Genomic DNA, 16,791 nt, shown 5'->3' with positions numbered 1-16,791 from the left:
TTTTTCGTATGTTTTGTTCTATAAAAATGAATTTTTCCTCATTTCTTTCTATTTAAAAATTTACTGATTGCTTACGGAAACACAGGGGTATTTCATTGCTAGGACAGCATATATTTGATATATTCTGAGTAGCTTTGAATAATGAGGAGGTATTTTATGGGATTCAAGAAAAAAGCTGTTTTGGGTTTTGCTGCAGCAGCTTTAGTGTTTGCATTTGCAGCATGTACAACTACTGGAAATAATACAAGTGACAGCGATGCTGCCGGAAGCGGCAACAATGCTTCGACTGGAGAACAGGTTTACACTTATGTTGAAAGACAGGAAATACCAAGCGCAGATCCGTCACTTGCAACGGACGAAGTTAGTTTTGTAGCTTTGAATAATGTTTATGAGGGTATTTATCGTTTGGATAAAGACAATCATCCTCAACCTGCTGGCGCAGCAGAAGAAGCAGAAGTCAGTGAAGATGGATTGATTTATAGAATTAAGCTACGTGAAGATGCAGTCTGGACAGACGGCGAACCTGTAACAGCAGAAAATTATGTTTATGGATGGCAAAGAACCGTTGATCCGGATACAGGATCAGAATATGCGCATATGTTTGCACCTGTGAAAAATGCAGAAAAAATTAGTGCAGGTGAAATGGATAAGAAAGAACTGGGAATCAAGGCAGTCAGCGATTATGAGCTGGAAATCACTTTGGAAAAAGCAACACCTTATTTTGATTATCTCTTGGCTTTCCCTTCATTCCTGCCTCAACGTCAGGATATTGTTGAAAAATATGGGAAAGACTACACAACAAATAGTGAAAGTGCTGTTTATAACGGGCCGTTTACACTAACTGATTTTGATGGACCGGGAACAGATACAAACTGGTCTTATACTAAAAATGATATGTATTGGGATAAAGATACAGTGAAATTAGATAAAATCGTTGTAGATGTAATAAAAGAAGCACCGACATCTTTGAATCTATATCAAGATGGACAGGCTGATTCTGTTCCGCTGTCTGGAGAGCTGGCAATGCAGATGAAAGAGGATCCCGATTATCTAGTACTTGAAGGAGCATCTACTTTTTATCTGGAACTAAACCAAATCGATGCAGATTCACCATATAAAAATGCAAACTTGCGTAAAGCATTATCTTACGCAATTAATCGTGATGCACTCGTTACACAAATTTTGGCCAATGGCTCAACAGCTGCTGAAGGACTTGTACCTAAAGGTCTGACAACAAATCCAGATACAAACGAAGATTTTTCTAAAGAAGCTGGAAACAGTGTCGTTTATGATGAGAAGAAAGCAAAAGACTATTGGACAAAAGCTAAAAAAGAATTGAAGATTGATTCTTTGGACATCGACCTGCTGGTAGACGATTCAGATGGTGGTAAGAAAATGGCTGAATATCTGCAAGGTTCTCTTGGTGAGGTGCTGGAGGGAATTAACATTACAGTTAGTCCAGTACCATTTTCTGTTCGGCTGGATCGTATGAGCAAAAGTGATTTTGACGTTGCGGTCAGCGGCTGGGGAGCAGATTATGCAGATCCAAGCAGCTTCCTGGATCTGTTTGTAACAGACAATTCTTACAACCGCGGACAATATTCAAATAAAAAATATGATGAGCTGGTTGACAAAGCAGCAACAACAGATTTGAGTACTGCTGAAGCACGCTGGCAAGATTATCTGGATGCAGAAAAAATAATTATGGATGATATGGGTGTTATCCCTATTTATCAAAAAGCAGAAGTATTTTTACGTACACCTAAAATTAAAGATTTGTATTACCACTCTACCGGAGCGAAATACGACTTTAAATGGGCATACATGGAAGAATAGAGGACTGTGACATTAGTATGTTCCATCTCTCTGCCGAGTAAACAGTGTTTCAGGTATTTCCCAGAGCGGAATGCCTCCCTGCGATTAATCACTTCTCTTTCTAAAATGGATTGTCGCTAATTTATTTGATTATCGGACGTACATCATTCCGCTGAAAAGTCTGATAAAAGTATGACTGACAACTTGAGACAAGCAAAAACTGTCATAAGTTCATCGAATATAGAAGCAACTGTGAGACCGGGAAACCAAAATCCCGGTCTGTTTGGTTTGCAGCAAGGTTTGTAGAAGCAGTTTCTAAATGCTGACTTATAGAAAATATCAAATTTGTTTAGAAGCAACAGCTTTTCCCAGTCTGCATATAAAGGTTTCAAAGAGAGAAACTTTCCATTCTGAAAAAAAACCTCTATAATAAGACAGTAAGAATAAAAGAGAAGAGGTAAAGGGTTTGCGTATATTATTTATAGGAGATGTTGTAGGTTCTCTTGGGAGAGAGACGCTTACAGAAGTTCTTCCTAAATTAAAAAAGAAATATCAGCCTCAAGTAACGATCGCTAATGGAGAAAATGCTGCTGCAGGCAGAGGAATCACCGGCAAAATATATAAAAAATTTTTACAGGATGGCGTGGATGTTGTTACGTTAGGCAATCACAGCTGGGATAATCGTGACATCTTTGAATTTATCAATGATGCCAAGAAAATGATTCGCCCTGCAAATTTTCCAGAAGGAACCCCCGGTCAGGGGATTGTCTATGTGAAAGTAAACCAGATTGAACTTGCTGTTATTAATTTACAAGCCCGTTCGTTTATGGTTGATTTGGATGATCCATTTAGAAAAGCAGAACAGCTGATTGAGGAAGCTCAAAAACGAACGCCTCTGATTTTTGTGGATTTCCATGGTGAAACAACCAGTGAAAAGCAGGCAATGGGCTGGTTTTTAGACGGAAGAGTCAGTGCTGTAATTGGAACACATACTCATGTCCAGACGAATGATGCGCGCATTTTACCAAAAGGAACAGCTTATTTGAGTGATGTCGGCATGACAGGCCCATATGATGGAATTTTGGGAATGAAGCGGGACAATATACTTGAAAAATTTTTGACGGCATTGCCTCAACGGTTTGAGGTAATTGATAAAGGTCGGAGTATTTTATCCGCCTGCTTTATTGAGCTGGATGATCAGACAGGTTTGGCTAAGGACATACAGCTGATTCAGGTCAGCGAAGATCGTCCATTCAGAGAGTAGAAAACAAGGGCGGGAGAAGATATATTCCCGCTCTTTTTCTTTTAAAACTACTTTAGAATAGAGCGAACGTCAATAACAAAACTTTTTATAAGCAAACCATTTGATTTGAGATCAATAATTAGAGTGCGGAAGGTCTTTTGCACAAAAAAACTGGATGAGTCATTATAATGAAACTAGAGAAAAATAGATAAGCTGTCCTTTTATATAGAAAACAGATTTTGGCAAAAGAACAGAATGTGTTAAAATAAACATACATATTTTGATAAAGTCAAATTGATAAAGGTGGATAATATGGACTACTCCATTGGAGACGAAAACATAGATGCAGAACTGGAAAAATTACTGGAGCTGCTTGAACAGAATGAAACAATTCAACAATATAAACGGATTGAACAGAGAGTGAAAAACAATGAAAAACTGTCTCAGCTGGTGGAAGAAATTAAACGAGCACAGAAAGATGCAGTTCAGTTTGCCCATTATGGAAAGCCCGTTGCAGAGCAGGAAGCATTGAAGCGCGCGGATGAACTAACTGCTCAGTTCGATGAACATCCGCTGGTAGTTGCCTACAGAGAACAGCTGAAAGAAGCGAATGATCTTCTACAGCACATCACAGCAATGATTCAGCGTGGGATAAATGATCAATTAGAGAAAGAAGGATAAATACATTGCCGCAAAAAACAAAAAATACACCAATGATGGACCAATATCTGACGATTAAAGGGCAATATCCGGATGCCTTTCTTTTTTACCGTCTTGGAGATTTCTATGAGATGTTTTATGAAGATGCAGAAAAAGCTACTCAACTGCTGGAACTGACTCTGACAAGCAGAAACCGGAATGCAGATGATCCAATACCAATGTGCGGGGTCCCTCATCATGCGGCGCAAGGCTATATTGATACACTGGTGGAAATGGGTTATAAAGTAGCAATCTGTGAACAGGTAGAAGATCCTAAAACAACCAAGGGAATGGTGAAGCGAGAAGTCGTACAGCTGGTTACACCGGGAACTGTAATGGAAAGTAAAGGGCTGGAAGCAAAAGATAACAACTACTTGACTGCAATTGTTTCTGAAGGCGGGAAATATGGTCTGGCTTATGTGGACCTGTCAACAGGCGAATTAAAAAGTGCAACGCTAACCGATGAAGAACAGGTGATTAATGAAGCAGCGGCCTTGCAGACAAAAGAGATTGTGTTGGGAAGTGAAATTCCTGATTCACTTGCGCATGCTTTGAGGGAGCGTTTAACAATCATTTTTTCCGAACAGTTAGAAAGTCAGGAGAATGCAGAGTTCAGCTTTTTGACCAGTACGTTGTCTGAACCGCTGGAAATTAATGTTACATTAAAGCTGCTGACTTATCTGGCTATTACTCAGAAACGCAGTCTGTCGCATATTCAGCAGGCGGTTGAGTATCAGCCAAATCATTTCTTGAAAATGGATTATTACTCAAAATTCAATTTAGAGCTGACCCGCTCGATTCGGTCAGGGAAAAAACAGGGTACTCTTTTATGGCTATTGGATGAGACGAAAACAGCGATGGGCGGTCGTTTGCTGAAGCAATGGCTGGATCGTCCGCTGATTCAGGAAAAGCAGATTGTTAAACGTCAGGAAATGGTTCAGGCCTTACTGACTGCTTATTTTGAACGGATAGATCTTCAGGCTGCATTGACAAAAGTCTATGATCTTGAGCGTTTAGCCGGACGAGTGGCGTTTGGGAGTATCAACGGACGGGATCTGATTCAGCTGAAAACATCATTGGAACAGGTACCGATGATTCGAGAGCTGATTGTCGGCATTAATCAGGGCGAGTGGAACGATCTTTTAGTGGAGCTGAATCCGGTGGAGGATCTTGTTGAACTGATTGATACATCAATCATGGAAGAAGCACCGTTGCAGATTACCGAAGGAAATGTGATCAAAGACGGTTACAATGAAAAACTAGATGAATATCGTGATGCAATGAAGCACGGTAAACAATGGCTGGCTGAACTGGAAGCCAAAGAGCGCAAAGAAACTGGAATTAAAACGCTGAAAGTCGGCTTTAACCGAGTATTTGGATATTACATTGAAGTAACCAGAGCCAATCTAGGCAATCTGGAAGAGGGGAAATATGAGCGAAAACAGACATTGGCAAATGCAGAACGCTTTATCACTCCGGAATTAAAGGAAATGGAAAAACTGATTTTGGAAGCAGAAGAGAAGTCAGTTGATTTAGAGTATCAGCTGTTTCTGGAAGTGCGGGAGAAGGTAAAAGGCAGTATTGATCGGCTGCAGCGTTTGGCAAAATCTCTCAGTACAGTAGATGTTCTTCAAGCTTTTGCTGCAGTCAGCGAGCGTTATCAGTATATCCGTCCGATATTGAAATCAGGAAATGGAAAACTGAATATTAAAGACGGCCGCCATCCCGTTGTTGAAAAGGTGTTGGGACATCAGGAATACATTCCAAACAGCATTCAAATGAATTCTGAAGACCTGATTCTGCTGATTACTGGTCCGAATATGTCCGGTAAAAGCACGTATATGCGTCAGCTTGCGTTAACTGTGGTTATGGCACAAATCGGCTGCTTTATTCCTGCTGAATCTGCAGAACTGCCGATCTTTGATCAGATTTTCACTCGTATCGGTGCATCGGATGATTTGATTGCCGGACAAAGTACGTTTATGGTAGAAATGATGGAAGCAAATCAAGCGTTACGCCATGCAACACCAGACAGCCTGATTCTATTTGATGAATTGGGACGAGGAACAGCAACCTATGATGGAATGGCCCTGGCACAGGCGATTATTGAGTATATTCATAAAAAAGTAAAAGCTAAGACACTTTTTTCGACTCATTACCATGAGTTAACTGCGCTGGATGATTCTCTGGACAGTTTAAAAAATATTCATGTAGGAGCAGTGGAAAAAAATGGAGAAGTCGTTTTTCTCCATAAAATGATGGAGGGGCCGGCAGACAAAAGCTATGGAATTCACGTGGCAAAAATTGCCGGATTGCCAATTGACCTCTTGGAAAGAGCTGCAACAATTCTTTCTGCACTTGAATCTCAGGAAGCCAGTAGCCCTACGGAAGCCAAGATTTCTGCAGTAGATGAAGAAACAGAACAGCTCTCCTTGTTTAAGGAAGTCTCCACGGATGAATTGAGTGTTATTGATACCTTGAAGAGAATGAATTTGTTGGAAATGACACCAATGGATGCATTAAACATTCTCTATGATTTACAGAAAAGAATTTAAATCTCCACAAAAAGGAGGCAACACAACAAATGGGAAAAATCAAAGAGCTATCGGAACAACTGGCCAATCAAATTGCTGCTGGTGAAGTGGTGGAACGTCCTGCTTCGGTTGTGAAAGAGCTGGTTGAAAATGCTATAGATGCCGGCAGCACACAGATTGATATTTTTATTGAAGAAGCTGGACTGAAGACTATCCAGGTGATTGATAACGGTGATGGTATTGCAAAAGATGACGTGATAAATGCGTTTAAACGCCATGCAACAAGTAAGATTCACACAAGAGATGATCTGTTTAGGATTCGAAGCCTTGGGTTTCGAGGGGAAGCCCTGCCGAGTATTGCCTCTGTTTCCGAGCTGACAATTGAAACAGCAGTCAGTGGGGAAGAAGAGGGAAGCTTCGCCAAATTTGTTGGTGGTAAACTGGAAGAGCACCGTCCGGGAGCCTTACGTAAAGGGACAAAGATTACAGTGGAAAACCTCTTTTTCAATACACCTGCCCGATTGAAATATGTAAAAACTATCCAGACAGAATTAGCTACGGTCGGTGACATTGTCAATCGTCTGGCATTAAGCCATCCTGATATCGCATTTCGCGTGGTTCATGACGGCAACAAAATGATGAGTACTGCTGGAACAGGAGATCTAAAACAAACGATTGCCGGAATTTACGGAATCGGTACAGCTAAAAAAATGCTGAAAATTCAGGGGAAAGACTTGGACTTTGAAGTAAATGGCTATATTTCACTGCCGGAAGTTACAAGAGCCGGCAGGAATTACCTTTCAACGATTATTAATGGCCGCTATATCAAAAATTTTATGCTGAATAAGGCAATTATTAATGGCTATGGCTCAAAGCTGATGGTCGGCCGCTTTCCGATCGCTGTTTTGGAAGTAACCATGGACCCGCTTCTGGTAGATGTAAATGTTCATCCGACAAAGCAGGAAGTTCGATTGAGTAAAGAGAAAGAATTAATGACATTGATCAGTGAAGCAATAGGAGAAGCACTGAGTCAGGAACAGCTGATTCCAAATGCTGCTGCAAATCTTAATTTTAAGAAAAAAGCAGAGCAGCAGGAGCGAGTCGAACAAATGGAAATCCCTTTGGTGGAAGAAACAGCTGATGTGAAGACAACACCTGAAGCTGTTCGCAAACCTGGAAGCCTGCAATATGATTCTGTAGAAGGTCGTTTTTTTGTAGAGGGTAAAAGCGAAGAGACGAGTCAGGCAGCACCGTCAGATTCAAATAATTCCTATCAAGAGCAAAAGCCTGTGCGCTGTGAACAGCCAGAATCAATCATTGAAGAAAAACAAGCTGATTATTCAACTAATCAACCTGCAGGAGGAGAATTTCTTGAACGTGAGCAGCATGAAACAGCACTGCCAGCCGAATCTTCAAATGGGCTGTCACAAGAGCCTGTAATAGATTTTTCTGCTCTTGAAGAGGAGGCTCGAAATCACCCTGATTTTGAGATGTCCAGCAAAGAGAATCTAAAAGAGCTGAATCGAACTGTTGAACGGCTTGAGCAGGAGAAGAAGACGGAGCGTTTTCCCGAGCTGGAGTATTTTGGACAGATGCATGGAACCTACCTCTTTGCGCAGAGCAAAGAAGGGCTGTATATCGTTGATCAGCACGCTGCTCAGGAACGAATTAAATACGAATACTTTCGGGAAAAAATCGGGGAAGTATCTGATGATCTTCAGGAACTTTTGGTGCCTATTGTGTTGGATTATCCCAACAGTGATGCAATTAAGATTAGTGAGCAAAAGGAAAAACTGGAGAGTGTCGGGATTTTTCTGGAAGAATTTGGACAAAACAGTTTTATTGTCAGAGCGCATCCTACCTGGTACCCAGGTGGAGAAGAGGAAGTGATTATTCGTGAAATGATCGATATGCTTCTGATTACCGGTCAGGTCAGTGTAAAAAAATTCCGTGAGGCTACTGCTATTATGATGAGCTGCAAACGTTCAATTAAAGCTAATCATTATCTAAACGATCAGCAGGCTCGGATTTTATTGGAGGATTTGGCGGAGTGTGCCAATCCCTTCAACTGCCCTCACGGACGTCCGGTGTTAATCCACTTTACTAATTCAGATATGGAAAAAATGTTTAAACGAATTCAAGATCCGCACTGATCTGGAAAGAAGGAAATACATGAAGATTATTTTAGCTTCCCAGTCTCCGCGCAGACAGGAACTGCTTAAGCGAATTGTAGATGAGTTCACTGTGCTGGCTGCTTATATCAATGAAGAAGTACCAAAAGGGATGACACCCGTTCAATATGTGGAAACAATGGCAGAAAAAAAAGCTCGGTATATTACTCAAGAGAATCCGGAAACGCTGGTTATCGGCTGCGATACAATTGTGACCATTGACGATGAAATTATTGGAAAACCAGTCTCTCGGGAGCATGGGTTCCAAGTATTGAGAAAGCTGAGCGGCAGAAAGCATCTTGTTTACACTTCTGTCTTTATCATGGCAGACAACCATGTTTCTTCACTTCTTGTACCTGCGGAAGTGGTGTTTTATGATTTATCAGATGAAGAAATTAATCGTTACCTAGATACAGATGAATATAAGGATAAAGCAGGAGCGTACGGAATTCAGGAGCAGGGAGCATTGTTTGTCAAAGAAATAAAAGGAGATTACTATTCAATCATGGGACTGCCGATTGCGGGTCTGGCTAGACTGCTGGAAACAGAGTTTAATTATCGTAAAGAGTGAAAACTGGAATTGTCCAAGCTGATATCTATCCATGATTGAGCTTTTACAGAATGTTCCTTAGGATGTAATAACTTCTTACCATTATTTATTCAGTAAAAATTGAACAGGTCTCTGAGAAAGAATGGTTTATCTTGCAGCAGCTTTCAATAAAGTTTGGAAGTGAGTAGGTCAAAACAGTTAAGTGAAAAAGAAGTTGCACTTCCTGTGTTTATATATGACATTAGGAAATTCATTTTATAAGCCTTCTTATTTTTTCAATCAAGGCAGGAGTGATACTATAAAAACAAAGAGAGGAGCAATCTGTATGAAACCATCTAAAGACGAACTTAGAGAGAAACTGACTGATATGCAGTATGCAGTGACACAGGAAAATGCGACTGAACGTCCGTTCAGCGGTGAATATGATGATTTCTACAAAGAAGGAATTTATGTGGATGTAGTCAGCGGGGAACCTCTATTCAGCTCCAAAGATAAATACGATGCCGGGTGCGGGTGGCCTGCGTTTACTCAACCGATAAAAAAGAGAGGCGTAAAAGAGAATGCCGATTTTTCACATGAAATGCATCGGGTGGAAGTGAGGAGTACAGAGGCTGATTCTCATTTAGGTCATGTATTTACTGATGGACCATTGGACAAGGGTGGTTTGCGCTACTGTATTAATTCAGCAGCTATGAAATTTATCCCTGTAGAAGATCTGGAAAAAGAAGGATATGGGGAATATAAGGATTTGTTCGTTTAACTATTCATTTAGAAAGATATGTGTATTATGTGCATTCCAAATAGAAAAGACACGTTTGTTCATTTTAGGATGATCACGTGTCTTTTCTCAGTTTTCATCCATAAATTGGGCTAAAAAGATTGCTTTGGCTTCCCTTTTTTAGTATTATATGAATATTCTAAAAATTATAAATTGGTAATAAAAATATGGTGCATTGGGGAGAAAACGATGAAAAAAAGCGGCGCAAAGAAAATAACAAGCATTCTTCTTTTATCTACACTGGTTTTAGCGGCCTGTGGTTCAAATAGCGGGGGAACAGATACAAGCGGAGGAAGTTCCAGTTCAGGATCTGCTTCCGGAGAACAACTGTTTAGAGTCGTTGTACAGCAGGAAATGCCAAGCGCAGATTTATCTGCAGCAACGGATACGATTAGCTTTTCTGCATTGAACAATGTTTATGAAGGGCTATATCGCTTAGATGAAAACAGCAAACCACAGCCGGCAGGAGCAGTGGAATTTGCAGAAATTAGTGATGATAATTTAACTTATACGTTAAATTTGCGTGAAGATGCAAAATGGTCAGACGGTGAGCCAGTTGTTGCAGCAGATTATGTTTTTGCTTGGCAAAGAACAGTAAATCCTGAAACAGCTTCAGAATACGCATATCTGTTTGAAGTAGTAAAAAATGGAGCGGCGATCAGTGCTGGAGAAAAAGAGCTGGATGAGTTAGGAATTAAGGCAACCAGCGATTATGAATTGGAAATTACATTGGAAAAACCAACAGCTTATTTTGATTATCTGCTGGCCTTCCCATCATTTTTCCCGCAAAGGCAATCTGTGGTTGAAGAGTTTGGTAAAGAATATGCATCAGACAGTGATAAAGCAGTTTACAACGGACCGTTTACCTTAACTGATTTTGACGGACCGGGAACAGATACAAATTGGTCTTATACAAAAAATGAAGAATATTGGGATAAAGATACTGTTCAATTGGATAAAATCAATGTGGATGTTGTAAAAGAAGCACCGACTTCATTGAATCTGTTTCAGGACGGTCAGGCAGATGACGTTATTTTGAATGGCGAGCTTGCACAGCAAATGTCCAATGACCCAGAGTTTGTCAGTCAAAAGGACGGACGCACAACTTACATGGAGCTGAATCAGCGTGATGCAGACTCTCCTTATCATAATGAAAATCTGCGTAAAGCAATTTCTTATGCTATTGACAGAGATGCTTTAGTGAATAAAATTCTAGGTGATGGCTCAGTAATTTCTAAAGGTCTGGTACCGGCAGAATTGTCATTCTCACCATCTGACAATAAAGACTTTGCAGAGGAAAATGAAAATGTTCTTACTCATGATGCAGATAAAGCCAAAGAGTACTGGGAAAAAGCGAAAAAAGAATTAGGTATTGAAACACTTGATATGGATATTGTGCATGACGATACTGACTCTACGAAGAAATTAACTGAATACATTCAAGGTGCTTTAAATGATACATTGGACGGCTTGAATGTAACAGTTACGCCTGTACCCTTCTCTGTTCGTTTGGACAGAGGGAACAATGGCGAATTTGAAGCAATCATGGGCGGCTGGGGTGCTGACTATGCAGACCCAAGTAGTTTCTTGGATCTGTTCGTAACAGGTAATTCTTACAACAGAGGACATTACTCTAATAAAGAATATGACAAGCTGATTGAAGCTGCCAGTGTGACGCATGCAGCAGATACTGAAGCGCGTTGGGATGATATGGTTGATGCTGAAAAAGTTCTGATGGATCACATGGGTGTGATTCCACTTTATCAAAAGGCAGAAGCACATATGCGCAGTGCGAAAGTCAAAGGTGTGGTCGCTCACGCAGCCGGTGCACAATATGACTACAAGTGGACATATATCGAAGAATAAGAAATAACCAAAGAACGAACATTCTCAAAAGCCGCTGGGGTTTAATACCAAATCCCAACGGCTTTTTTTGTTTAAAACAATGTATGTTTTGATCAGCAGGGATCGCTTTTTAAGCAGGTCGGATGATCTGTTTTACAGTTTGCGTAATGAATGATTAAAATGCAATGGTCAACAGGAAAGTATTTTTTAAGAAGAAACCTTATTTTTTTGAGATATGGTATAGTCAAAGTACGTTCAGTTTAAGCAACTGACCAGCTTTGTTCCCTTAATTATTTAAAGATTTTTATTATGATATGATTATTATTAAATAAAAGGGTGAGATACATCAAAAGAAGAGTTAATATAAGTGTTTCCCTGCCTTTAGCATAAGAAAACTACTGATTTTGCTCACTTTATGATAAACTAAAGGCAATTCCAATCAATTAGAAAAGGTGAAAACATGTACGAATATATTAGCGGAACTGTTACATATGTCAGTCCCTACTACATTGTTGTGGAAACAAACGGGATCGGCTATCAGATTTCTGTGGGAAATCCTTATCGGTATTCTGGCAAGGAAGAACCAGTAAAAATTTATCTTCATCAAGTTATTCGAGAGGATGCACATACCCTTTATGGCTTTGCAGATTTAGAGGAAAAGCAGCTGTTTTTGAAGCTGATTAGTGTTTCGGGGATCGGACCAAAAAGCGGGCTTGCGATTATGGCATCGGAAGATCATGGCGGATTAATTAACGCGATCGAAAGTGATGATGCAGCGTACCTGACAAAATTTCCGGGGGTTGGGAAGAAGACTGCTCAACAAATGATACTGGATTTGAAAGGTAAGCTGGGGGACCTTGAACGGTCGGAGGCGGCAGTAGAAGCGATGGCAACATCAGCCTTTGCCGGAAGCGGTAATCAGCCGTTGGAAGAAGCATTGGAGGCTCTTGGTGCGCTTGGCTACAGTGAAAAAGAGATCAAACGTATCACTCCTAAACTGGAGGAACTGGAACAGGGTCAGACAGATGAATATCTGAGAAATGCGTTGAAATTGATGATGAAGCGATAGAGGAGGACAGGCGAATGAATGAAGAGGAACGACTTCTTTCAGCGGAAAGCAGTGAAGAAGAGAATAATCTGGAAGTTTCTCTGCGTCCCAGATTGCTCCAGCAATTTATTGGTCAGCATAAAGTAAAACAGGAGCTGCAAATATATATCAATGCAGCTAAAAAAAGAGAAGAGTCTTTGGATCATACTCTTTTATATGGGCCTCCTGGACTTGGTAAAACGACGATGGCAATGGTTATTGCTAACGAAATGTCTGTGAATATTCGGACGACAAGCGGACCGGCGATCGAACGCCCGGGTGATCTGGTAGCTATTTTGAATGAGCTGGAACCAGGGGACGTTTTGTTTATTGATGAGATTCATCGGCTGCCTCGTGTTGTGGAAGAAATGCTGTATTCTGCAATGGAAGATTTTTTTGTGGATATTATGGTTGGACAGGGTACTACCGCACACCCTGTTCATTTTCCCCTACCTCCTTTCACACTCATTGGAGCGACAACAAGGGCTGGACTGCTTTCTGCACCTTTGAGAGATCGCTTTGGTATTGTTTCTCATATGGAATATTATGAAGAAAATGATTTAAAGGAAATTATTATTCGTTCGGCAGATATTTTTCTGACTGAAATTGTGGAAGAAGGAGCTTTTGAAATTGCACGACGTTCACGAGGTACGCCGAGAATTGCCAACCGTCTGCTAAAACGGGTGCGCGACTTTGCTCAGGTTCAGTCAGATGGAATCATTAACCAGTCAATCGCAGATCAAGCCTTGACGCTGCTTCAAGTAGATACTCAGGGATTGGACTATGTGGATCAGAAGCTGTTGCGTACGCTAATCGAGCTGTATGGCGGTGGTCCTGTTGGTTTAAGCACATTATCTGTCAACATCGGCGAGGAGACTGAGACGGTGGCGGATATGTATGAACCTTATCTTATTCAAAAGGGATTTATTAAGCGAACTCCCCGAGGAAGAATTGCTACTGCGCGGGCGTATGAACATTTCAATTATCCAGATTATACTCAAGAGTAAAAAAGCAGTACTGCAGTAAATAATAAGTTTTAGAAGTCAAATCAGCAAAGAAAAATCATCAAAAATAAATATCGTAATTTGATCTTTTTTATTACCATTCTGTTTGTTTTATGTGTCAAAAAAGCAATCAATAATGACGAATTTGCGATTTAGTATTGATTATTATTTTTGATTCGATATACAATATAAGTGAGGTAAGGAGGGATTACCGTGGACGTAAAAATTGAACTGGGTAAGAAGATTCGATTACTTAGAGAAAAGAATGGGCTTACCAGAGAAGCATTCTGTGATGATGAATTGGAACTGACTGTTCGTCAGTTGACTAGAATTGAGGCTGGCCAATCACTTCCAACCTTACCCAAAATAACATTTATCGCTCAACGTCTATTAATCCCGATTCATCATTTGATTGATGAAGAACATATTGAACTACCTAAAAGATATTTACAATTGAAATTTGGATTATATAAGCTTCCTACTTACAGAGAAGATGATCGAGTTGCTAAAAAGGAAAATTACTTTGAAGAAATCTATGAAGAATATTATGAAAATCTTCCGGAAGAAGAGCAGCTGGCAATTGATGTACAGCAAGCTTCTATGGATGTTCATTTAACTGAGAATGCAGATTTTGGTGAAGGACTTCTCAGTGATTACTTTTCTCAGATTCTCCAAAAGAAAGAATACTCAATCAATGACTTACTAATTATTAAGTTGTATTTTCAATGTATTTATTACAAGCACTATGATGAAAAGACATTTTTCTTTTTATTAGACAGGGTAATGGAACAAGTAGACTATTCAGTAGATGTTGAATTGTCGTTACTAAACAGAATCTTGGTAACGGCAGCATCTATAATAATCAAGTATGAAAAATATTCTAAATTAATTGATGTAGTAAAAGTTTCTAAAATTATCATGCAGACCAGTCAAGATTTTCAGAAAAAACCTATTATTGATATGGTAGAAGGTAAGTACTATTTATATTTTTTAGGAGATCGTGAACTAGCTGAACAGAAATACAAAGATGGGGCTCAATGTGCCAGACTGTTTGATGATCCAATGCTGGGAGAGAAAATCCTTCAGGAGTTGGAAGATGATTTGGCAATTGTGAATATTAATAAAAATTGAATGTATAAAGATACCTAAGGCTGAATTTATTTTTAGTCTTTTTTTGTTCAACAGGACATGTGTGTCCTGTTGGGAAAGCCGACAATTACCTATACTAAACGCATAAGAAACGACAAAGAAAATTAGATAAGGAGGAACTGAACTGTGTTGAGATTTTTTATGTTATTAAGTAATTGGTGGGTAGACTAAAGATTAGGGGGATAAGATTTGAGCAAAGTGGGATATTCTATAGAAACTGAGCAAGTTACTGTTCAAAATCTTATCATCTTTAATGAGGAAGAAAATGAAAAGCTCTTGAAAGTCACTTTAAACGATGAGTTATTTAAAATTGTTGTTTTAAAACAATGGGAAAAGAAAAAAATTTCTTTAAATAGCAACATGATCGATAAAGTGGAGATTTCAGAAATTGTGTGATGTGGTACTTTGGAGATGATAGATTACAAGGGTGTTTCAGACACCTCTTTTCTTATCGGTGGATAGCCGTTCTGAACTAATCACCGATAAGAAAAGGGTTTAGGGCAATGTAAACATTGTTCTTAATTGGGTCTGGTTAAATAATAGAGAAAGGAAGTCACTTCTAGCTAAAGTGTCTTTTTTTCTGCAGTCAATTTGAGTAAGATCATCGGAAATCAGTTCAGTACAGTTTTCCAATAATCATTTTTCTATTAACGTATCTTTTTTAATTAAGAAATAATTTTTCAGCAGAAGGAGAAAATTTATGCATTAGGACATTTGTGTCCTGTTGGAAAATGAAATGATTTACTATACTTTATCCTATATTAAGAAACAAAAAATTCTGAGGTATTGAGCAGGTTGGATAAAACTGAATGCTTATGTGCTTTGGACCTTGAAATGATTGATTGTGGTGTGTGACACCACTTTTCTTATTGATGACTGGAAGTAATGGGTTGATCATCAATAAGAAAAGGTTTAGAGCAATGAATGAATTGTTCTTAATGGATCTGGTTAAATAATAGAGAAGAGAGGTCACTTCTAGCTAAAGTGACTTTTTTTCTGTCCAAAAAAGAAGAGTTAAGTTATTAATTAATAAGTTATGTGATAGTGAGCGACTTGCTATTTGAACGGTGTTTGCTAGAATAAAAATACATGGAGAATGGCAGAATCGGGAGGAAAAACAGATGAGCGAATCACTGGTCACAAAAAAGGCAATTGCTCGTAGCTTAATTGAGCTGTGCGAAACAAAATTATTCAGTAAAATAAGTGTTCAGGATATTACGAAGCAGGCAGGGCTGAATCGACAAACTTTTTACTATCATTTCACAGATAAATATGATTTGCTGCGTTGGATTTATCAGGAAGAAGCCTTTATTTACCTGGATACAAAAGATGTCAATATTGGTAACTGGGAAGAGCAGTCATTGAAAATGCTCAAAGCTATTCAGTCGAATAAGGATTTCTATTATAATACAGTCAGTTCATATTCAGAGGTGATGATGACGGATTTTTCAGAAATCACAAAAAAACTGTTTATTAGTCTGTTTGAACAAATGGATACAGAGGGAGAGCTTTCAAAAGAAGACAAGCAGTTCTATGCGCGCTTTTTATCCTATGGCTGCAGCGGAGTATTGTCAAACTGGATTCTGGAAGGTTATAAAGAACCCCCTTTAACTATTGCTACACAATTGTTTCGTCTGGCCAAAGATATTGAATTTTTCTCTTACCGTCTGTATCAGAAAGAAGTGAATGATTTTTCCTGACAAATGGGCAGGACTGTCTAAAAAGACGACAATTCTGAGCAGCTGGTATGAGACTTTTTTGCACAATCAGTGTATGTAAAATTCAGTAAAATGAATCTGAGTGATTTTTGTGAAAAAGAAGAATATCGGAATACTATCAGCCAGTACGTTCGGCGGATTCTATTTGGCAGGAAATTTGACAGAGGAAAAGAAGCAGGCTGAGTAATTAAGACTGAA

At 39.3% G+C, this 16,791-nt stretch carries 13 protein-coding genes; all 13 read left to right on the top strand.

The annotated features are described in order from the left end of the window. Window positions 1–156: 156 nt before the first annotated feature. The 13 genes from LI954_RS08295 (at window position 157) to LI954_RS08235 (ending at window position 16,575) form a co-directional block, all read left to right on the top strand. A complete protein-coding gene (locus LI954_RS08295; protein WP_229444176.1) occupies window positions 157–1,836 on the top strand; it encodes a peptide ABC transporter substrate-binding protein in 1,680 nt (559 codons plus the stop codon). 445 nt (window positions 1,837–2,281) lie between these two features. Further along, window positions 2,282–3,079, top strand: a complete 798-nt coding sequence (locus LI954_RS08290) for a TIGR00282 family metallophosphoesterase (protein WP_202067811.1) — start codon at window positions 2,282–2,284, stop codon at window positions 3,077–3,079. Window positions 3,080–3,370: 291 nt separating this feature from the next. Next, on the top strand, window positions 3,371–3,739 hold the full coding sequence (locus LI954_RS08285) for a YlbF family regulator (protein ID WP_229444174.1): 369 nt from the start codon (window positions 3,371–3,373) through the stop codon (window positions 3,737–3,739). Between the two features lie 5 nt (window positions 3,740–3,744). Next, window positions 3,745–6,312, top strand: a complete 2,568-nt coding sequence (gene mutS / locus LI954_RS08280) for a DNA mismatch repair protein MutS (protein WP_229444172.1) — start codon at window positions 3,745–3,747, stop codon at window positions 6,310–6,312. A gap of 29 nt (window positions 6,313–6,341) precedes the next feature. Then, entirely contained in the window at window positions 6,342–8,444 is a 2,103-nt protein-coding gene (gene mutL / locus LI954_RS08275; RefSeq protein ID WP_229444170.1) for a DNA mismatch repair endonuclease MutL, read from the top strand. Between the two features lie 19 nt (window positions 8,445–8,463). Continuing rightward, window positions 8,464–9,033 (top strand): Maf family protein, encoded by a 570-nt coding sequence (locus LI954_RS08270; RefSeq protein WP_229444168.1) that lies wholly within the window; start codon window positions 8,464–8,466, stop codon window positions 9,031–9,033. 304 nt (window positions 9,034–9,337) lie between these two features. Beyond that, a complete protein-coding gene (gene msrB, locus LI954_RS08265; protein WP_202067806.1) occupies window positions 9,338–9,772 on the top strand; it encodes a peptide-methionine (R)-S-oxide reductase MsrB in 435 nt (144 codons plus the stop codon). Window positions 9,773–9,979: 207 nt separating this feature from the next. Next, a complete protein-coding gene (locus tag LI954_RS08260) occupies window positions 9,980–11,656 on the top strand; it encodes a peptide ABC transporter substrate-binding protein (protein ID WP_229444166.1) in 1,677 nt (558 codons plus the stop codon). A gap of 439 nt (window positions 11,657–12,095) precedes the next feature. Next, entirely contained in the window at window positions 12,096–12,704 is a 609-nt protein-coding gene (gene ruvA / locus LI954_RS08255) for a Holliday junction branch migration protein RuvA (protein WP_202067804.1), read from the top strand. A 14-nt stretch (window positions 12,705–12,718) separates the two neighbouring features. Next, window positions 12,719–13,729 (top strand): Holliday junction branch migration DNA helicase RuvB, encoded by a 1,011-nt coding sequence (ruvB, locus tag LI954_RS08250; protein WP_202067803.1) that lies wholly within the window; start codon window positions 12,719–12,721, stop codon window positions 13,727–13,729. A 210-nt stretch (window positions 13,730–13,939) separates the two neighbouring features. Continuing rightward, a complete protein-coding gene (locus LI954_RS08245; protein WP_202067802.1) occupies window positions 13,940–14,857 on the top strand; it encodes a helix-turn-helix domain-containing protein in 918 nt (305 codons plus the stop codon). 207 nt (window positions 14,858–15,064) lie between these two features. Beyond that, the gene (locus LI954_RS08240; RefSeq protein WP_202067801.1) at window positions 15,065–15,271 is read left to right on the top strand and encodes a hypothetical protein; all 207 of its coding nucleotides are present in this window, start codon (window positions 15,065–15,067) and stop codon (window positions 15,269–15,271) included. Window positions 15,272–15,996: 725 nt separating this feature from the next. Continuing rightward, on the top strand, window positions 15,997–16,575 hold the full coding sequence (locus LI954_RS08235; protein ID WP_229444164.1) for a TetR/AcrR family transcriptional regulator: 579 nt from the start codon (window positions 15,997–15,999) through the stop codon (window positions 16,573–16,575). Window positions 16,576–16,791: the final 216 nt, after the last annotated feature.

This window comes from Enterococcus sp. CWB-B31, from assembly GCF_020567645.1.
GTDB lineage: Bacteria > Bacillota > Bacilli > Lactobacillales > Enterococcaceae > Enterococcus_L.
The sequence above is the reverse complement of the archived record's forward strand: the minus strand, read 5'-3'. Positions and strand labels throughout refer to the sequence as shown.